The organism is Paenibacillus sp. Cedars (assembly GCF_003184205.1).
Taxonomy (GTDB): domain Bacteria; phylum Bacillota; class Bacilli; order Paenibacillales; family Paenibacillaceae; genus Paenibacillus_AQ; species Paenibacillus_AQ glucanolyticus.
The window spans coordinates 1864300-1885031 of sequence record NZ_CP020866.1 but is presented as its reverse complement, the minus strand read 5'-3'; the positions used below and the strand labels follow the sequence as shown (position 1 = coordinate 1885031).

17 protein-coding genes are annotated in these 20732 nt (G+C 49.7%); 1 reads left to right on the top strand and 16 read right to left on the bottom strand.

The genetic code is table 11. The annotated features are described in order from the left end of the window. Positions 1 to 65 precede the first annotated feature (65 nt). The 7 genes from B9D94_RS10470 to hrpB all read right to left on the bottom strand — a co-directional run bounded on the left by B9D94_RS10470 (position 66) and on the right by hrpB (position 8409). The gene (locus tag B9D94_RS10470) at positions 66 to 617 is read right to left on the bottom strand and encodes a winged helix-turn-helix domain-containing protein (protein ID WP_152826478.1); all 552 of its coding nucleotides are present in this window, start codon (positions 615 to 617) and stop codon (positions 66 to 68) included. Positions 618 to 709: 92 nt separating this feature from the next. Further along, positions 710 to 1984, bottom strand: a complete 1275-nt coding sequence (locus B9D94_RS10465; protein ID WP_006211190.1) for an MFS transporter — start codon at positions 1982 to 1984, stop codon at positions 710 to 712. 195 nt (positions 1985 to 2179) lie between these two features. Continuing rightward, on the bottom strand, positions 2180 to 3184 hold the full coding sequence (locus B9D94_RS10460) for a Gfo/Idh/MocA family protein (protein ID WP_006211191.1): 1005 nt from the start codon (positions 3182 to 3184) through the stop codon (positions 2180 to 2182). A 42-nt stretch (positions 3185 to 3226) separates the two neighbouring features. Continuing rightward, positions 3227 to 3586: a replication termination protein gene (locus tag B9D94_RS10455; protein ID WP_006211192.1), complete on the bottom strand. Its 360-nt coding sequence runs from the start codon at positions 3584 to 3586 to the stop codon at positions 3227 to 3229. Between the two features lie 308 nt (positions 3587 to 3894). Continuing rightward, complete coding sequence (locus tag B9D94_RS10450) at positions 3895 to 5082, bottom strand: acyltransferase (RefSeq protein ID WP_063479989.1); 1188 nt, start codon at positions 5080 to 5082, stop codon at positions 3895 to 3897. 183 nt (positions 5083 to 5265) lie between these two features. Continuing rightward, positions 5266 to 5817: a general stress protein gene (locus tag B9D94_RS10445; RefSeq protein WP_148246954.1), complete on the bottom strand. Its 552-nt coding sequence runs from the start codon at positions 5815 to 5817 to the stop codon at positions 5266 to 5268. 81 nt (positions 5818 to 5898) lie between these two features. Next, entirely contained in the window at positions 5899 to 8409 is a 2511-nt protein-coding gene (gene hrpB / locus B9D94_RS10440) for an ATP-dependent helicase HrpB (protein ID WP_148246953.1), read from the bottom strand. A gap of 191 nt (positions 8410 to 8600) precedes the next feature. Here hrpB and gluQRS point away from each other — a divergent pair, with 191 nt between their 5' ends. After that, complete coding sequence (gluQRS, locus tag B9D94_RS10435; RefSeq protein WP_148248753.1) at positions 8601 to 9578, top strand: tRNA glutamyl-Q(34) synthetase GluQRS; 978 nt, start codon at positions 8601 to 8603, stop codon at positions 9576 to 9578. A gap of 61 nt (positions 9579 to 9639) precedes the next feature. Here the strand turns inward: gluQRS and B9D94_RS10430 are convergent, their stop codons facing one another. The 9 genes from B9D94_RS10430 to essC all read right to left on the bottom strand — a co-directional run bounded on the left by B9D94_RS10430 (position 9640) and on the right by essC (position 20684). Further along, complete coding sequence (locus B9D94_RS10430) at positions 9640 to 10020, bottom strand: DnaJ family domain-containing protein (protein ID WP_148246952.1); 381 nt, start codon at positions 10018 to 10020, stop codon at positions 9640 to 9642. Positions 10021 to 10022: 2 nt separating this feature from the next. Further along, positions 10023 to 10820 (bottom strand): SDR family oxidoreductase, encoded by a 798-nt coding sequence (locus B9D94_RS10425; RefSeq protein WP_006211197.1) that lies wholly within the window; start codon positions 10818 to 10820, stop codon positions 10023 to 10025. A gap of 185 nt (positions 10821 to 11005) precedes the next feature. After that, a complete protein-coding gene (locus tag B9D94_RS10420) occupies positions 11006 to 11845 on the bottom strand; it encodes a PP2C family protein-serine/threonine phosphatase (protein ID WP_148246951.1) in 840 nt (279 codons plus the stop codon). A gap of 4 nt (positions 11846 to 11849) precedes the next feature. Further along, positions 11850 to 12602 (bottom strand): vWA domain-containing protein, encoded by a 753-nt coding sequence (locus B9D94_RS10415; protein WP_006211200.1) that lies wholly within the window; start codon positions 12600 to 12602, stop codon positions 11850 to 11852. A gap of 43 nt (positions 12603 to 12645) precedes the next feature. Continuing rightward, on the bottom strand, positions 12646 to 14733 hold the full coding sequence (locus tag B9D94_RS10410) for a protein kinase family protein (RefSeq protein ID WP_148246950.1): 2088 nt from the start codon (positions 14731 to 14733) through the stop codon (positions 12646 to 12648). Positions 14734 to 14898: 165 nt separating this feature from the next. Beyond that, positions 14899 to 15174 carry a WXG100 family type VII secretion target gene (locus tag B9D94_RS10405; protein ID WP_006211202.1) on the bottom strand — a complete coding sequence of 92 codons (276 nt, stop codon included), beginning with the start codon at positions 15172 to 15174 and terminating at the stop codon, positions 14899 to 14901. A gap of 157 nt (positions 15175 to 15331) precedes the next feature. Next, positions 15332 to 15844, bottom strand: coding sequence for a WXG100 family type VII secretion target (locus B9D94_RS10400; RefSeq protein ID WP_063479993.1), 513 nt, complete (start codon positions 15842 to 15844; stop codon positions 15332 to 15334). A 27-nt stretch (positions 15845 to 15871) separates the two neighbouring features. Further along, the gene (locus B9D94_RS10395) at positions 15872 to 16678 is read right to left on the bottom strand and encodes a hypothetical protein (protein WP_006211204.1); all 807 of its coding nucleotides are present in this window, start codon (positions 16676 to 16678) and stop codon (positions 15872 to 15874) included. 16 nt (positions 16679 to 16694) lie between these two features. Further along, positions 16695 to 20684, bottom strand: a complete 3990-nt coding sequence (essC, locus tag B9D94_RS10390) for a type VII secretion protein EssC (RefSeq protein WP_148246949.1) — start codon at positions 20682 to 20684, stop codon at positions 16695 to 16697. Positions 20685 to 20732 lie beyond the last annotated feature (48 nt).

The window sequence follows — 20732 nt, the reverse complement described above, 5'->3', positions numbered from 1 at the left end:
ACCCGTTCAGCAAAATAGAAGGCAAAGCTGGTACCAAGCCCTTAGGTACCAGCTTTATTTCGGATTCAGGATTCTTCCTTATTCCGAATATTAGAAGCAAAGAACTCGTATTCGTGATATCCTTCGCCGCGTTTCTTTTTATAAGGGGTCAGCATTTTGTCCAGTTCAACAAAGAATTCACGCGCCTCATCCTCACTCATATACAGCGAAGTATTGGTTAGCATGGACGTCGTTTCGTCATCTTTACTCATGTTCTTAAAGAAGCGGTCCCTGTTCTGATCGAACAGTTCGGATAATAGTTTGTTCGTCTCCGACCGAATTAATTCCTTAATGACAGGCTCCTCGGAGTTTTTTCCGCGTTTGATCTTTACTGTGCCTGCAAAGGGTTCATAATATTTAGCGATGATACCATTGATCTCTTTCGTGGATACGATTTTAACGAGTCCGATTCTCTCCAATTTCTTCATATGATAATGAACTTTAGCCGGCACGTCGCCGATCTTATCCGCTACTTCCTTCACCGTTGCCGCACGATCCATCCTGTTCAATACATTCAATATCTGGAGCCGATATGGATCTGAATATATTTTGATCTCTTCCAGTGTAGTGAGTTCCATCGTTTCCACACCGTACACCTCAGCTTCACGTTAATTTTTCACTTCTTTTCATTATAGGCCGAGAATGTCGAAATTACAAAACAGCCCAAAGTTTAGATGGCACGGAAACTTCTTTTTCGGATCAGAAACAGCACGGGCAGCATCATCATGAATCCCATCATCATAAAGAGCACCGGAGGCGATTGATGCTCTGCCACAAAGCCTGTGATTACACTGCCCACAGGAATTGCGGCCGTACATAACACCGCCATAAGGGCACTAATCCTGCCGAGCATATGCCTAGGCGTGACTTCCATCAGATAAGTGGATATCGGAGCATTCAGCATGGAAACCGCAAACCCTGTAATGAACATGCACACCGCAGCCGACTCAACCCGGAATGCAGGCATATGCCCTGGAATCCCCAAAGCAAAATAACCGATTCCGAGCAGTATCGAACCTGACATCATCAAGGTACTCTTTTTGAAGCTCTTGCCGAAGCGCCCGATCCATAACCCGCTGCAGATCATGCCGATCAGCAGCGCCGTTCCGAGCACACTCAATCCTCCCGCTCCCGCACCCAAGGTTTCTCTGACATAAACCGGCTGCAATACATTTAGCGGTGCCAGACAAAAATTATTAATCATGGCGAGAACGGTTGTTATCAACAGCAGTGTATGCTGCTTAACAAACAGGAGAGCTTCTTTAATATCACCTAGGACTGTCTTCTTCTCTTCCACAGACTGTGTAGGAGTTATTCCTGCTTCAGCCAAGTCAGCAGCATCCGGATTTGGCATAAAACCGACAATGATGGCTGCAAGGATAAAGGTCACGGCATCAACCAGAATGGTACCCGAGATTCCAATCAGGGCGATGAGCGCTCCCGCAATGGATAAACCGATCAGTTCAGCGCTGCGGCTAATGGAAGAGGAGAATGAATTGCCTGTCAGCAGCTTCTCCTTCGGAAGCAGCCTGGGCACAATGGACGTCTCAGCGGGCCGCGAGAAACACTCGAGCGTTGAATTAATGAAGGTAAACACGAATAAATGCCATACTTCGAGTGAACCCAGTGCATATAAAATGGCAGTTATCGATACCATGAGGCCACGGCTGAGGTAGGTCAGCATCAGGACCAACTTCTTCGGCCAGCGATCCACATAGGTCCCGGTAAATAAACTGAATAGCAATCCAGGCAAGAAGTTAAAAGCGAACAATGTGCCCATTAAAAGCTCTGAGCCTGTAAGCATGTAGACCATCCAGCTGTATGCAATGGAATCCAGTGAATCTCCAAATCGGGTAATCGCCTGAGCAGACAAATAAATCATGTACGGACGAATCTTCAAGAGCTGACCAAAGCCTTGCTTTTCCACAACAGCAGCATTTTGCATTTTCTTATCTCCTCTTCGTAAAATAAATAATTCTGCACGTTAAATTTTTTCGCCTGTTAAAATAATATTTACGTTAAAATTATTTTATCGTTAAATTTATTTTAACGATTTTGGAGGAAAATGCAATAGACAAAAAAATAAACCGCCTGCTTCGGCGATTTATTACTCTGAAGGCCTATTTAGTTGGCTGCGGTTCTATTTGATCTCCACGCGCGATGAGGAACTGGCTGCACGGAGACAGGCTTCAATCGCTCGGATGTTGCTGATGGCGTCATCCGGGCCGTACGGTAAAGGAACGCCATCCATCACCGCTGCTGCCATTGCATCTGCCTGCAGAGCAAAGTGATTATAGATGCCTACCTTCTCTTCACGTGATCCCTTGGCGGTATGAACGAATATTTGAGACATATCCTCCATTCTCTCCCATCCGAAGGCAGAAGGCAGCTCAATCCTTCCCTCTGTACCCGCGATTTCGAGCGAGCATCTGGAATAGGTCCACATCCCGCAATCAAATGTCAGACCCAATCCATGATCGAATTCCATCATCCCGTGAACCATCATGTCTACACCGTCGTGCTCCTCCGAGAAAAAGGCATGGGCTGTCACGGCTTTAGGCTCCTGCCCGTAAATCATCCGGGCAGCGGATATGGGATAACACCCCACATCATATATCGAGCCTCCGCCCATATCCTTGCTGTATCGCACATTGTCTTTATCCTCTGCATTGTTGAAGGTAAAAGATCCATGGATTCCGCGGAGCTGCCCGATTTCACCGCTTTCGATGATTTCCCGCACACGCGCATGCTTGGGATGATACCTGTACATAAAGGCTTCCGCGAACAGCACGTTGTTGGCTTGAGCAACATCGGCCATTTCACGAACATCTTCCTCCGTCAGTGCTGCGGGTTTTTCACACAGAATATGCTTTCCGGCCTGTGCGGCTTTAATCGTCCAGGGTTTATGAAGGTGATTCGGCAGAGGAATATACACCGCATCAATGTCCGGATCATCCAGAAGCTCCTCATAGGAACCATAGTATTTATCAATATGATAGCGTTCCGCGAGCTCACTTGCTTTTTCGGCATTGCGGCTTGCGACCGCCCCGACTTCACAGCGTTCCGATTTCAATATGCCGGGTATCATGGAGTTTCTTGCAATTCGAGCAGTACTCATAATCCCAAAGCGCAGTTTTTTGCTCACGAGGTCATTCCTCCTTCGGCTATATTCCATACGAATGTGTATTCAATAATTATCGTTAACCGCTTTATGAAGTATCCCCAAACATCGATCCAAATCACTTTTAACTTGCTTTTTATAAAGCTTGGCTTTCTCAGCACCGTCATCGGTAAAATGATAGAGTACGATTTCCTGAAAATCGACCCGCGGATCGTTCCCCTTCAGCTGCTTGGTACGGTATAGAACCCCCTCCTGCACCAACTCATGCAGAGCCCGGTAGATTTCGCTTTGCGGTGGTGAATACCCATGGCTCTTGAAGTCCTGACGCAGTTCTTCCAGCATTTGATATCCATATCCGCGCTGCTGCTCCACCATGGTAATGAGATAAACTTTGATAAATGCTCGCTGCGCAATCATAAATGCCATCTGGGCGCCTCCTTTTTCTACAGAGCTATTTGTCCCCATACTTTCCTCATTATAACCCACAGTTTCCCAGTTTGCACAATAGGAGGAATCCTCTTCTTTTTAAACCAGGAAGGGGTGGATTGAAACGTGGAAGGCTGCTATGAGAGCTGAATGGAATCGGGAGTCTCAATGCATTAACTATTGTGAATTTTTCATATATTGAAATAACATAATTTATAATTTCTCACATGTTGTTGATTGGTTCGTTGATGCAAGGTTCGGCAGGCGGTGTTCATAAAAAAACCACCCCTCAGGGTGGTTTCTAGCATTCACATGCCCGTTGTTGATGAATGAGACGGACTGGATGGCTGCAGGGTTCGATTTTTTCTTTTTCCGGTCATTCCGACCAGCCACTTGCCGAACGGTAGCATAGCCAGCAGGCGTGTTGCCCCATAGGCCACAGCCGCACTGATGAGCCACGAAGAAAGGATCCGAATCAGAGGAGGCATGCTGATCAGCCATGATTCGTCAACGACATAGCTTATACGCAGTGTCAACAGATGCATTAGATAAGCTCCATAGGAATACAGTCCGACGGAGGTCAGGAGCGAATTCACCCTCGCTCCTCCCTGACGGCAGATCCAGCCGGTCACATCGTACATAACCAATATGGAACTGATCAGGAATACCGACATCATCGGCCGCAGCAGAGACAGCGAATAGAACGTGATCGCTCCATTCTCCGCGGAACGGATTTCATTCACTGCCTGGATGAGCATCCATCCAAACAGGAACAGAAAGATCAGCCATATTCCCGTGCGTGCCTTCTGGATCCATTTTTTCCAGGATGTATGGTACAATCCCGCCGCTGCCCCCAGCGCAAAATAAAAGAAATAATATAGTGCATTTCGATCCGCATAGGTTGTAAACAGCTCACTCCACACGGGAATGTCCAAGCTCCCCATCCATCGGCCAATATCGCTGATAACCCCTGTTAAGCCCACATACAGCAACCCGGACAAGAGCAATATGGTCAACTGGGTTCTCCATCCCCATCGCTCCTTGATTCCCAATATGGCGGAACGGAACAAAGGATACAGCAGATAAAATTGAAACAGCATAATGATATACCAAAAATGCGAGCTGGATTTTCCGGTTAACAGTACTCCCCCAAGATATTTCCAATCCTCTGCCTGGGTAGGGTTGAACCTATTATTGATCAGCAATGTGATCAGTGTCCATACAGCAAACGGAATGTAGATATCACCAAAGCGCCTCTGTATGAACCGGCCATAATGCAATGAACCTTTATCATTATAAAACAGCACCATGCCTGTTATAAAAATAAAGACAGGTACTGCGAACTTGGTCGCCATAAGCAGAACCGCCATCAAAATCCCATCTCCGGTGGTCATACCCGGTTCCACGGTATAATGCGCTATGGAGTGCTGCAAGACTACGGCCAGAAAAGCAATCCCTCGCAGTCGTTCCACTTCCGGTATTCTTTCTCTGGACATTCCGCTCCCCCTTTACGCTGTCTTTCGTTCATCCTAACACACCTCATTGTAAGGGAGACTAACCCCGATCGGGTAATCCAAATTCTTACTGATCCAGATGGTTTGAGCAACAGACATCTGCCTGTATTCATATGTATCATAACAAAACCCGGCTCCTTGCGGAACCGGGTTCGGGTTAACCTCTTACAGCAAATACGTTCCTCGCGGCGGCAGCTTGTCTTCCCGATTCTGATCAACGGCCCCATACTGGTCCTCATTCCTGTAATCGTAGTCGCGGAATATATCGTAAATGCCTGTGTTCTCTTCGTCAGCATCCACGAGTACCAATATTCGTCCTTGCTCTACATAGGATTCATATTCTTTGGCCTCATCCTCCGGTATGCCAAGACCGATGAAACCGCCGACGAGCCCTCCGGCCCCTGCACCCACCGCTGCTCCTGTAAGCGTAGCGGCAATAGGTCCTGCAGCAAGAATGGGTCCTATGCCGGGAATCGCCAAGGCTCCAAGACCTGCCAGCAAACCAGCGGTTCCACCCAGAATGCCGCCTGTTGCTGCACCAGCCGCCACCCCTTCAGGTGCCATCGTTCCTGTCTGTTCAGCAATCAGTTCAGCTTCGCGTTTATCCTTCGCTATAATGGATATGGCATCATTCGGAACCCCGTGACGCTGCAGCTGCTCAATGGCCTGAGCCGCTTCTTGCTCCGAACGGAATACACCTACAACTTTCTTCTCCATGTTAAACCCTCCTTCATCGGTGGTTGTTCATATCTAACATTACCCGAGGGTACGAGGATTTAAACCTGGAGCCTTGCGTTGTTAAGCCTTGGGTCTGGTCCGATGGGTCGCGGTTGCTTCCAGCGGATCATCCGGCCAATAATGTTTAGGGTATCTTCCTTTCAAATCCTTTTTGACCTCAAAATATCCGTTCCGCCAAAAGCTTGACAGGTCTGAGGTCACCTGGACCGGTCTTTGGGCGGGAGACAGCAGATGCAAGGTCAGCGCCACCTTGCCTCCGGCAATGCGCGGCGTATCCTGTAAACCGAACATCTCCTGGAGGCGAACGGCCAGAAATGGCTGTTCGGGGTCACTGTAATTAACCGGGATCATGGAACCGCTGGGTACCCTGATATGGGTCGGTGCTTCTTTGTGCAGCAACTGCTTCTGCTCCCAGCTGAGCATATGCTCCAAGAGAGTTCCCGGTGCAAGCCGCCTGATATCATTTCGATTCCGCAGCCCATTCAGATAAGGCAGCAACCACTCATCCGCACGGTCCATCAGGCCTTCATCCGATACATCCGGCCATGAACCATCCCGTTCATGCCGAAACATGAACGCCATTCGTTCCCTAAGCTGCAGCGCGGCCTTGCTCCACTGAAACAATCCAAGTCCCTCCTGCTGAACGCCCTGCAATAATGCCAGCGCCGTTTCTTCTCCTGTCGGATTCGGATAGGCTTGCTCCTTGATGACCATGGCTCCTAGCTTCAGCTTCTGTCTTGCCCTGATGCTTCCTGATACCGCATCCCATATAACTTCCTTATGGCTTTCCATCTCGTTGCGGTAATACTTATCCAGAAAGCGCTCATCCAGTTCCGCGGCAAGCTGTATGTTCCCATCCGCCCCTTGATCATCAACGGCAGCCACTACCACATACCGGGCTCGGCTCAGGGGCTGCATCGCAGGGAATTTCACTCCCCTTCCACTGCGCATCAGGAACCCGCTTCCGCCCCGGTTCTTAGCCATCCGGTCAGGATAGGCAAACGACAGCAGAAGCCCGCACAGGTCAAGGTCCCCCCGTGTTGAATATGCGATATCCAGCTGTGCGTGGAGTTTCTTAATTTCCTGTCTCATTCGCTGTATAACAGCTTCCTCGCTTCTGTCTTGTGAATGGTATGACTGAGAGCCCTGCTCATAAGAGAGAATTCGTTCAACACGTGAGCGCAAATCCTGATCCTGTATCGCTTCATTTCGGCGCATTATATCCCGTTCCTGAAGCAGAACGGCTATCCGGATGGCCAATGATGCTTCGTCCATTTCTTGTGCCCTCAGAAGCATATGAGCCAGTCTCGGATGAAGTCCAAGCCTGGCCATATCGTGCCCGTGCCCGGTTATACTGTCCGAATCATCCAGAGCCGACAGCTCCTTCAGTAACGTTTGACCTTGGGTGTAAGCGATCTGAGGGGGTGCATCGAGCCATGCAAGCTGCTTCGGATCACGAGTGCCCCACGCTGCCAATTCCAGGGCAAGCGGTGCCAGATCCGATTCGCAAATGGCCGGCGTGGTGTGCTCTTGCAGGTGGCGGTGTTCCTCCTCGCTCCACATGCGATAGCATACGCCTGCGGATACCCGCCCTGCTCTCCCTCTTCTCTGATCTGCGGAGGCTTTGGACAGTCGTCTCGTAATCAATTGCGGCAGTCCCGTTCTCGGAGAGAATATCTCCGTCCGCATATATCCGCTGTCCACCACCGTTTTGATTCCTTCAATCGTAATGCTGCTCTCGGCAATACTTGTGGACAACACGATTTTACGTCTTCCGGCTGCATCAAGTTGGATTGCTGCATCCTGCTTCTCAGCCGGAAGCGCACTATACAGCTCACGTATGACCACATCATGGCCTAGGCCCATTCTTACTAATTCATCAGCCGTTCGCCTGATCTCTCGAGCACCTGGCAAAAACACTAGGATATCGCCTTGCTGTTCAGCCAATGCACGATGAATGACCATCGCTGTGCCTCTATGTATCTCGTCCAAACCTAAGGAGCGCAAATAGTGCGTGGATACGGGAAAAGCCCGCCCCTTACTAACGATAACCGGCGCGCTGCCAAGGAGCTCCGCAACCGATTCAGCTTCAAGCGTTGCCGACATGATGAGCAATCGTAAATCTTCGCGCAGCGCTCCCTGTGATTCCAGTGCAAACGCCAAGCCTGTATCGGCCTGTAAACTGCGTTCATGAAATTCATCAAATATGATCATGCCGATGCCGCTTAACTCCGGATCATCCTGCAGCATGCGGGTCATGACACCCTCCGTCACAACTTCAATCAGGGTATCCTTTCCGATTCGGCTATCCATCCGAACCCGATACCCGATCGTCTCACCTACACTCTCTCCCAGCGAGGATGCCATATAACTCGCGGCGGAGCGCGCAGCAATCCTTCTGGGCTCCAGCATAATGATTCGCTGTCCCTTAAGCCAAGGTTCATTCATAAAGGCCAATGGCACTTGCGTGGTCTTGCCTGCTCCCGGTTCCGCGATCAGAACGGCAGCCGTTCCTGTAGATAAAGCTATTTTCAATTGTGGCAGTACTTGGTGAATGGGAAGTTCAGTCATGGATACATCTCCGTTATCCTCTTCATATAATTCCTTAATTATATAAGACACCTCCACTGCGTCAAGTGGACCCTTGGCGAGAACAGAGGCTGCTGGCAAGAAACGATGTAAATACGCTACAATATGTGAATAACATACATCGTCAGATTCTGGGTAATCCATCCGATCCATTTCGTCAGAAGGTGATATATATGGAGCAGCACACCCCCATTCGCGGCCGCTTTGCGCCGACGCCATCCGGGAAAATGCATATTGGCAATGCATTGACCGCCTTGCTCGGCTGGCTGCAAATAAGAAGTATGAACGGACAATATATTCTTCGCATCGAGGATATTGATACACAGCGTTCCCGCCAGGAGCTTACGGTTGAAATCCTGAGGGATCTGGAATGGCTCGGTTTGGATTGGGATGAAGGCCCGGGCCGTGACGGCGACTACGGGCCTTACCATCAGGCGGCACGCCAGGCATTATACGAGAGGGAAATTACGAAGCTGCAGCACAATCATCTGCTGTATCCATGCTATTGCAGCAGGGCAGATATTACGGCTGCATCCCGAGCACCGCATGGCATTGCATCGGAAGGCCTCCGCTACCCCGGGACTTGCAGATATTTATCTGAGGAAGAAGCCACAATCAGGAAGCTGCGCAAAAAGCCTTCGCTGCGAATGAAGGTCCCGCAGCAGCGAGTATCTTTTATCGATGGCATCGCCGGGGCACAGTCGCATCTATTATCCGATGGAGGGGATTTCGTTGTACGCAGGGCAGATGATATGATCTCTTATCAGCTTGCAGTTGTCGTGGATGACGCGCTGATGGACATTACTCATGTGCTGCGAGGAGCTGACCTTCTGGATTCCACCCCCCGGCAGCTTCTGTTATACCAAGCGCTGGGTTATGAGCCTCCACAGTTCGCCCACACTCCTCTGATGGTCGATGCCGAGGGCAGAAGGCTGGCTAAACGAACCCGCGGATTAAGCCTCTCTTTTTTACGCGGACAAGGCGTTAAGCCGGAACGGGTTATTGGGTGGTTAGCCTGGACCGCCGGTCTGCTGGAAAAGCCGGAACCTGTTACTCCTGCAGACTTGATCTCGTTGTTCGACCTGTCAAAAATACCGTCTTCCCCGATAAAAATATCGGATGAAACAAGGCAGCAGTTATTCGAAACATAAAAAAACAATCAGCGCCTGCGCTTTCGTTCTTGTGATAAGAAGAAAGGCTGGCGCTGATCTGTTATTCCTCACGGGTTAAACGGTCTCTGACTTGGGTTTCATACTGCGCAAAAGCGCTATTGGCGCTAAGCCCGCGCTGTTCCAAGAGCAGCTGAAGTCTTAACTGCTTTTCATTCAGCTTGCGTCGAAGCTGGTCCTGTTCACCCTCATTCCGGGCAGCTCCGAGCAGATCGTAAAGCTGAACACATTCCTTGCGCAGCGTCACTTCTTCGGGCACATAACCTGCATTCTTCATGATTCGATAGGACATTCTCATATCTTCGGGTAGGTGAGACAGATCATCAATGGGCAGCTTCTTGCCGGCAAACGGCAGATTATCCAGCTCTCCGTTACGAACCGCTTCTTCAATCTTCTGCTCCGCCAATCTGGAAAAAATGCTCATATCTACAGAAGCGATTCCGCTCCATCAATGAATATTTGCGCCCCTGTAATATGCTTTGATTGATCCGAAGCCAAAAACGCCACCAAATCCGCAACCTCCTCCGGTTTACCGGGTCCATCCGACAGCGGCTGGCTTCCCTCCGGGTATTCAACCGGAATCACGATCTCCTCCAGATCCCCTTGTTTCTTCGTGCTTTGATCAATGTTGGTCGATATCGCGCCAGGACAGATTACATTTACCCTGATCTTGAATTGGGCCAGCTCCAATGCAGCCATCTTCGCAAAAGCCACCTGTCCTGCCTTGGTTGTGCTGTAGGCACTCATTCCAAAGTTGGAGAAGGTTCGTGTCCCATTTACGGAGCTGGTGATGATGATGCTGCCCTGTCCCCGCTTCTTGAGGTGTGGAATCGCATATTTGACCGTCAAAAATGTACCGTTCAAATTCACGTTGAGCGTCTTGGTCCATTCCTCCAGCTTCATGTCATCGATAGGAGTCATCACGCCGTTGATGCCTGCATTGGCAAAAACAATATCGATTCCGCCAAAAATCTCTACGGTTTCCAGAATAGCCTTCTCCACTCGGTCAGGATCTGTTGTATCCACATCGAAGGCTCTGGCAGATCCTGCCTGCAACTGATTGATTTCCGCTTCCACTTTGTTCGTACGGTCATCGAGCAGATCGAACAGCGCCACGTTTGCACCTTCCTTTGCCAATAAGACTGCCGCAGCCTTGCCGATCCCAGAACCTGCACCCGTGATGATGGCGGTTTTTCCTTGAAAACGCCCAAATCCTTCATTCATCATTAACACGCTCCTTTTTCTTCGTAATCCGTATACATTCATCTGTCACAAGATTACCCAAAAGTGCCTGTTTTATAATCATGTTTTTCAATTTAGCCGCAGCATCATGACCATCAACGAAAAAAAACCGGCCCTCGAAAGGTCCAGGTCCGGTTAATCGTTAACATTCTGTTGCATCCATATAACTACCACATGAATTCCAAGAAGGAAGCGTCATCTTCCAAACCATCCGTATGAAGGGCATTCATCAGCACCTGAACCTGTTCATCCGGAATATGCTCCATCACAGCATCCAGGTCATTCAAGCCATCACTGTATAGCTGCAGGCGATATTCGCTCTCATGATCCAGTCTGCTGCTATACACATGCGGCTTGCCTCCTACTGGACCGATGCGGGATGACCAGCGTTCCGCCGTACGAAAATGGTCTCCGAATAGAGAGGTCAATTCCCTCTGCTTATGCCATAAGCGCACACGAGAATCGCCCTGCCAGGCCAGCCATAGCCTTCCTTTGCGGCGAAAGCGCGTGGGAAGCTCGATACGCCCGCAAATATACATCGCTTCGCTTCCCATGCGCTGTTTCTCTTCCAGAACCTCGCGAAGCAGCATAGGTGTAGTGGAATCTACTGAAAGATCGCGCAGCTCCCGATCCGCTTCGAGCGATAGCTCCTTCAGCTTGCGTTCCAGCGATGCGGAGGAGAGCTCCTCCTGATTCTCCAGCCATTCCATAAGCCCCTGACCCAGCAGGCGCGAGGCTACATCCCCACGGTAGCTCAGTCCGACGCCGTCACACAGCACAAATCGGCACACATCTTCGTTCAGTGAAAATGCCAGGAAATCCTGTCCCTTCTCGGACAGCTTCACCGATTCGGCCGCCCTACCATAAGCATAACGACATGTAAATAGATCACGAATCCTCGTAAGCGGCTCTTCCCCGGTCTGTTTACTCTCGTAATAATACGTCGATGTCGGAGACTTCTTCCGCGCTCCCCAAGAATCCATGCTTCCAGCATATGATCGCTTCATATTCTTACCTCACCGGCGTGGCTGCCGACATCTGGAATCCGATGGATACCAGCTCCGAGCATGTGCCCGGAAGCATCATCAGGGCGCCGGGACTCAGCTGATAATCAGCTTCGAGCAGCATTTCACGATAGCTTTCAGGAAGAACCGAGGACATCATTTTAAGTTTTCGCGCGTGCTCATCCTCCAATGATGTGTCCGTCAAGATTCCCTTCCAGCGACGAGGTTCAGTGATCGGCTGGTTCATCAGATGATCGGATATAAATATATTCTCGACAAGCACGTTCCCATCCGGAACGCTCATACTCATAATCCGGCGGGCAATCGGTTCTGGATCATCTCCTGTCGACACTCCATCTGTCATATGGCACACAAGCGGTGCAGGACAATCCTGCATATTCGGAATTTCCGATTGCAGAATTTTCTCTGCCTGAAGAAAGGCTTTAGCCGAATCAGAGAACCTCTTTGGCGTCAAATCAGGCAGTGAACCAATTGCTGCAATCTCGTCAATGCCCTTAATTCCGTTCAACAAATCATATACATCATCGCTATAGGCAAGTATGGCAATCCGGTACCGTGGTGTTAACCGGTTACCCTTGGTTGAACGGAATACCATTTGCCGAATGGCCAGGGATAATGCTTCGTAAACCACGTCGATCCGCCTGCGGTCCTCCATCAGCATATTCATAGATGCGCTGATATCAATCAAATATATGATGAGCGCTGGCGTGCGCTGTGAAGCCTGTATGGTATAGTTCATCGTGAATAACATTCACCCCTGCATTTCGTTATGTTTGCTTCTTTTACAGTTTTGGTATCCAGTGACTGTCGTCACTCATGAATTTTTGCAAATTGTTGCGGCGACTGCTCATTTTGCCAACGGTCTTATAATAGGACTGATCCTTGTTATATAAATTAATGAATTCATGAGCAGCGTTCCTGGCCCGGTCTTTGTTGCCGGCTACCTGTGCATTGTATGCCTTATTATATAAGGCAACCAGTTCCACAACGTTCTGGGAACGCTGCTTCTGGAGCTGGGCCGCCTGCGCTTGCTGAGCCGCCTTGGCTTGTGCCTTGCGATTTGCCTCGGCCTCGACTGCTGCCTGAGCTGCCGCCTTGGCAGCTGCTTCATCCTGCGCGGCCTTCTTCTTGTTCTCTTCCTGCTGCGCTAGATAAGCCTCGTATTTGGCCTGGTTATCGTATTTTTCTTGCAGCTCTTGTTTCTTCTTCTTCTCTTCTACGGATGCCAGGTAAGCATCATACTTCGCCTGCTTATCATACTTGGCTTGAAGATCGGCTTTTTCCTGCTCTTTACGAGCCTGCTCAGCTTCCGCCGACTTCTTGGCTTCCTCTTCCTTCAAACGCTCCGCTTCCGCGATTTTTGCTTCTTCTTCCTTCTTGGCCGCTTCTTCCTGCTGCCTCCGTGCTTCTTCCTCCTGCTTGCGAATGGCTTCTTGCGCCTGCTGCTCGGCTAAAGCCTCCGCATCCATTTGCCTGCTCTCTGCCTTCTCAGCCAAGATCTGATTGACCGTAATCGCCGAACCAGCCAATATGACAAGTGCAGCCGCACTTGAGATCATAAATTTACGAGATAGTAACAGTGCCTTGAATCCTTTGTTCGATGTGTCTTCGACCGGTCGAAGCTGCTCCTCCAGCCCCTGAATCGCAGCGGCGAGCTCCACCTCAAGCGGACTGTCCTTCTTCACAAAATGATACGCGGAACGGAATATTTCCAGCGCACCTGATAAATTACCCGCCTTCTCCAAGTCACGGGCTTGATGGAACAGCCGTCCAACCACATTATCATTAACTTCTCTTGTACCCGGCTCGATCCCTAGCGATGCTATAACCTCTGCAGGCACTTCCTTCGAACGTTCTGGCGCGGCTTCTCCCTCGTCGGAAGCATTAGCCGCTGCGGCAGCGGCTGATGCGGCTAGAATCTCTTCCACCACTTCTTCCTCGCTCAAAGTAGACAACGCAATGAGCCACTCGCCGAATGTCGGACAACTGCTCAAATCCTGACTGTCCCATGCTCTGCCGAACAAGTCTGAAATCCGTGCACCCCAACGCTGACCCAGCGATTTTTTCAGCAGAAAATATCGTTCGCAAGGTGTCTGCATTTCATGCTGGTCAAAATAGCTCTCGCCCCATGCCCGATTCACGATGGCCGAATCGCTCCAGCCCAGCATTTCCGCAATGATGACAGCCCCTGCAAAACGGTCAGCATATGCACTCCATAGCCCACTGTGCACCGTCCGATGAGCCGCATAACCTGGCGAGCCAGCCAGCAAAACATCGGGGCGGTCCATTTTGGGACTGTACATCTGCTCGACATCTACAAGCTCAACGGCGGCCGTGCCCTCCGGCAGCTTCACTTCCGAAAAAAACGGAAGCATGACATTCGGCGCAGACAGATCGCAATGCGCTAATCCACGCTGCTCCATGCTCGAACCAATAGCTGCCAACGCCTTGGCCAGCATCAAACTTTCAGAACGTCCCAGATTACGCTGATCACTGATAACGTCAAACCAAGTGCAGCCATGTATCCATGGCATAATGACCGCGTACAGCAAATCCGGATATTCCGCTATCAAATCTCCGTTTCTTTCGGGAGTGAGCACCTCTCGGCTGCTTACTTGCAATCCCGGAATCTCGCGATAACTGCCCATATGCTCGGATTGATAAACCATAGCCGGAATTCTGAATTTCGGAAAAAACACTTTAAGCGCTTTGGCCTCATGCAGCTCCCCATCAACAGGAATCAGCTGGTAAACAATGCCTTGCCTCCCTGCCTGTGCATAAGCTACGCCAGGTGCTGCGGGATGTTGTCCTACTGTATAAGCCCTTCCATTTACAACAATCCCATCGCCCGGGTTTGGCTGAAATGTCATGAACATCACCCTCTCTATAACTCCATTACCAACCTATATGCTCGATTAAACGGCAAGCCGTAAATTTTAGACAAAACAAGCTGGATTGCAAGAAAACCGGGTTATCTACCACCCGGTTTATTCTGCCTATTAAACAATTATAATGCAAATGCGGCCGAATGAATATTAACGGGATTCGTCAGCCATACGGAATTTCTGAGCGATCGCTTTCAGCTCGTTGCTGATGCTGTCAAGGGTTTGTACGAAGGAGTTCATCAAGCGGCTTGCCTCCTGGAATTCCTGGAAGAAGCGCTGCTTCGTCATACCGTCCCATTGACCTTCCATTCCGTTGATCGATTGAGTCAAGCTGTTGACGATCTGCTGACTTTGATCACCGCTTTGTTTAAATTGGTTCGCTACTTGCTCCACTTGTTCTGGCGTTATTAAAATACGTCCTGCCATTTATGTAACCTCCTTGAAATTCAATTTCTGGTGACACTTGACATCTTAGCCCAATAGACTTGGTTTATCAAAATGTCCTCAGACCTAATTTCCAGTTACCCTGCACGCCCCAATTTGAAACTTTTACCATCTTGATTTTCCCAAAAAAGCAGGGAAATTAGTTAGCAATTCCAAACGAAGAAGGATCCGTAAAGGTCCAACCCTGACCGGACAAAGCCGCTTGTTTAGCCGAATTTCCGTTATCCCCACTTGTCATGCCAACAGCAGCCGCTACGGAACTCGGATTCGAAATAACAGTAGAAGAGTTTCCATAATCCGGCAATATTGATAAACGTCCATCCATACCGGAGGCAGCAAACAGCGCTGTCGGCGATACGGTATTTACGATCGCATGCTCCAAAATGGTATGGTACTGATGATCCGTTTCTTGAAACTGATCGGCTTTACTTTGAAGATGCTTGCCCAGTTGAGCAAGAAGAACTCCCAGATGCTCTCCTAAACTTCGGGCAGACTGCCACTCATCGATAACCGCCGCTTTGAGAGACGTCTCCCAGACGAGTGAATTCATTGCTTGGTTGAGCGTTCTCGTTATCGCCAAATATTCATCGCCACTATGCTGCAGCTGACGGCTTAACGTCCGGAGAGACTCCGGCTCGACAGAAATACGCATTGGTCCTCACCTTTCATACAGGCTCTGTTACTGTTTCAGCCACATGAGAAGCATATGACGAAACTGCTCTTTGGTCGCTGGTGCTGCGGTTAGCCAGTCCTGGTCTCCCTCCAGGCTCATACGCAGCAGCCAATTCATGGACTCGTTCACTATAAAAGCTGCATTCTGACTTTCCCAGCTGTTTCCGTTCCAAATCGATAGCTGGAGTTCCCCCGAAGATACCTTGTTCTTCATACATTTCGCGAGCGCAATGGAACCCTCGGCATCATCTGTCAGTCTCGCTAAACGATCACTGATATCATCGCTTTTCTGTTCGGAGGCAGAGGTATAAATATCTCCGAACTCCTTTCGGCTGAGCAATAAAGCCGGGATATCCCCCCAGTTCTGATCGCTTAGCGCCAGATCCTCCACCAGATGATTGCAGGTTTGTTCGATTGTTCCGAGTTCACTAAGCATGTAACGCCGGTTATCCTCACCGCTCCTGCATACTTGTATAACTCGTTCGTCCGTTACATGTATATATCCTTCAAACGACGAACCCTGATTTTCATACTTTAACCAGCACGCACGTTCCGCAAGTCCGGCAATCGCCACTCGTGAGAAGACATCAGGTGGAATCGACAATTCCCCGCCTTCCTCTTGAATCAAATATTGCTTGCTTAGGAGCGATTGTTTGGCTTTTTCCCATTCAACCGCGATTTCTTCGGTTAAGTATCCTACGAAAGGATCTTCTACACCAAGTAATCGGTCCGATCCGATAATTCCAGCCAAGAAGAAAAATTCCTTGTCGTTCAGTGTGATCGTTTCTTGTTTGGAAGCATGAATTGTCAACATTATGAGCCACCTCCCCTCAAACTACAACATGCCATCGGTCGCGAATTTCTGTGACCCATCTCTGGGCATTCCATTCGTCATCGAACGGAACTGCGCCTTTTATTCTGGAAAATTTTCGTTTTACGTAGTACCCTTGTCCCGGCGGAAGAATTTTTAGTCCTCCAGGACTATTCGAAGACTCGGAAAAAGGAATTCTGAAGAACGATAAATCGTTTGAATCCAAAGTCCCGAATAAAAATCCGTTCTGTGCAGCCTTAATATCCGTAAACCAGTCCACGCCATACGTCGGGAAGTCGGCCGGAACGCCAGCAACAACGAGATGAACCCGGCGGTCTCTTCCCTGTCTTACGATGGCGGACAATTGGTCCTTCAAGGTGAAATCAGAGAGCTGCTTGCTCAGAACATCAGCATCATCAATCATAAGCAGGATAGCCGGGTCTTCCCCGTCCTTCGATCGGGTCTGAACCCGTTCATGAAGGCCCGAAATGAGCGGTGCCAGATCCTCCTCATTCTCCGCATGTCCTCTGACATGCGGAAGATGGTTCATCCGGCTTAGCCCGCTGCTGCCATAGCGCGTGTCTACCGTATAGATTTCCAGCTCATCCGGTGACGTATAATACGCAAGCGATAGCATCCAGCTAAGAAGGAATGACGTCTTGCCGCCTTCCATTGGACTTGCAACGATAAAATGCGGCCCATCCTCAAGATTGATCGCAAAAGGCGTCAAATCATCCGTCGTCACGCCGACCGGAACCTGATATTTCTCCATGCCTGCACTTTCATAAGGATGTTGAACTTTAAGCAACTGGTGAAGCGGAATTCTGTCAGGCAGCGATTCAATATGCGGCGCATGTTCCCCTTGCCACGATTCATGATGAGCACGAATGCTATCGCGAAGCGCTGCGGAACGGCGTCCTTCGTCCTGACCTGAAGCCGGCAGTGCCGTTTGGAATTCAAGCGGCGGCACTTGTCCTTTGACCAGGCCTCTCCCGGGAGGAAGCTGGCTTGGAGCTCGTGCAGGACGTCCTACCGCATAATAATAATCAGCCGGGTCGGCGAGTTCATACGATACCGCCTGCGAAATATTACTCCGGACTTTCTCAAACATATCCGATATCCGATTGGCGGTTATCACGAATGTGATTCCCAAACTTCCACCCTCACGCAGCAAATATTCCAGCATATCATTCTCATCGGGATATGAGTTCCGGAAGTTTAGATACCCATCAATAATCACGACTATTTGAGGAACTGCGATTGAATTCGACCGGCGATATGACGCAACGGTTTTCACTCCCGCATCAGCGATCATATCCTTCCGCAGGGCCGCGGTTTTCGCGAGAAAACGGAACAAACGCTTGATCCGATCCTCCTCTTCTGCGGTCATGACCGCTCCGATATGAGGCAGTCCTGCAAAGTCCCGCATCATCCGACCCATATCCACGATATAGCCGTGCCAAAAGTCCGGGTTGTACCGATGGGCAAGGGACATCAGCATCGTCTGGATGAAGGTGGTCTTTCCGAGGCCCGGCATTCCGTAGACTGCCCAGTGCCCTTGTTCCAAATTTAAGACCAGCGGCTTTTGACACTGATTAGGCAGGTCATCAACTATCCCGACATAAGATGTAAGGGTCCATTCACAGAATGGATCCGTCTTTTCAAATTCCATACCGGACTCAATCGCATCCAAATCCAGACTTTCGGGAAGCGGAGGCAGCCATGGTCCCTGAAGTCGGGCTATCCCTTGTTGTCTTGCTACCTCAGCCACATGATCGATAAACACTTGCAGCTGTTTAGGCACTTCAAGATGGGCTCCTATCGAGGGATTCGAAGCAAGCAGGGGTTCTGTCCTGCCGTTGATCCTCACCTCGCGTATTACCACAGCGCCAGGTGTATCCTTCTCTTCAATATAAGGAGCACCGCTCCAGGCATACTGCATTTCCTCAAACACTTCGTCGCTGCCGACTTGGAAATAACCTCTTCCCGGCTTGTTGATCCAGGCTGCGTTCGGAATCTTCAACATGTCCCGGCTGTCTCCCTCGCTTTGCACTCGAAGACAGATCCGAAAGCGCGAATTACTCCAAATTTTATCATCTACAACCCCAGCCGGTTTTTGTGTTGCAAGAATAAGATGGACACCGAGCGTTCGCCCGATCGCCGCAATGCTGATTAATTCATCCATGAATTCCGGTTGATCTTTCTTCAGCTGAGCAAACTCATCAATAATAATAACGAGATGGGGCAGCGGTTCGCCGTGGCGGCTGCGCAGCAATTTGTAATACTCGTCAATATGCTGCAAATTGCCCGCATCATTCAGGATTTTCTGTCGGCGGACAAGCTCGGCCTTAAGCGAAACCTTTGCCCGTTCGATCAGATTGTTATCCAGATTGGTAATCGTACCTACAACATGCGGCAAGTTTACAAACGTATTGGACATGCCGCCGCCTTTATAGTCAATAAGCATAAATGCTAGGTCATGTGGATGGAATTCGGATGCCAGTGAAGCAACAATCGATTGAATGACCTCACTTTTGCCAGAACCCGTCGTCCCTGCAATGAGACCATGCGGTCCATGTCCTTGACGTTCTATTTTATCATGAAGATTCAAATTAATCTTCTTTCCGCCCGCGCGGACACCCATGGGAACGGGCAATGAGTCCGGATAACGGTTCTGCTGCCATCGTCTGTGCACATCCAGATCGTTGATTCTCTGAATATCCATCATTTCAAAGAGAGGCAGAACGCTAGGGATATCGGATGCAGAGGATCGTTTCAACCGGATCGGCGCCATGTAACGGGCCAAGGCTTCAATCTGGTCTTTGCTGATCTGATGTGACTGGAACGATTGCCTGGAGACGGTCCCATCCTGTTTCTTAATGGTATAAGCTGCCTGCTCACGCTCTACCTCCACAATAAGCTGGCAGTGCATCGGCAGGCTTTCCTTCCGGTCAGACAAAACGATCGTGACCACATCAGCTGCATCACCGTCTTCCAGCAACAGAGGAAGCAGCGGTTCTTCCTCGATTAATTGGGCAGCGGATAAAATTACAACGTATGCAGGTGTCTCGATCGATTTCTTGCCATGCTCGGAGCGATTGTTCTTACGACGGTATAAATGCGTAAACAGCTCATCTGCAAGCTGATGCGCATTACTGCGCCGATCAGCAAGATAGCGGCTGGAGCGGTCATCATCCCATGTGTGCGGAAGCCATCGCAGCCACTGCCACTCACTCGCCTCTTTCTCCTCATAGAACGCGGCAATCTTCACTTCGTCCGGCGAGTGTCTTACAGCGGTTTGGGCCATCATGACACGAAGCATATTCAGTACCCGATCTCTTCCGCCAACAATCCCTATCACTTTGGATTCGAACAGGGGCAGAGCAATCGATGCCTCGTCAACCGTCTGAAACTCCGCAGACAGCAATTCAGCCGCCTCAATCAACGGGTCTTTGTCATATCCATCCGCACGGGGAGGCTTGACCTGAATGTAAAAAGGCACCTCCCCCTTGCCGACGCAAATCTCCAGGAAGTCCGTATCCTCCGGTGAACGCTCCCACAAGCTGCTGCTGCGGTTCTTTGCTACGTTATAACACACGTCCGGATCGCCATGGATGTCAAACAGGATATGAACCTGGTCCTCCTGCTTCTCCTTAAGCTCGTCTCGGTGCAGATCAAGCTGTGCGCGATATTTCTGGTCTCGTTCCTTCAGCTTGATCTGGTAGGTCTTCTTGTTGCTTAAATACATGAAAAATGGCAGCGTATAGGATGTCAGCATCATAAAGATGGACAACATCTGAAACATCATGTAGTTGGGGTTGGACATTTTGCCGCTCATGCTCATATAGACATAGAAGCCTACCGTCACGGCAGTCATAATAATCGGGATAATGATGGCAATCATCGAGAATGACGGTTTGCTTGGCTCCGACGGAGGTCTCAGAATCTCCATTTCTTCATTCGGTAAGGCCGGTCTAATACGCGGCGAACGTTGATATAACACGTTCATATGTTCACTTCCTCCTAATCCAGAGAGCATCTGAAAAGTACATTATGT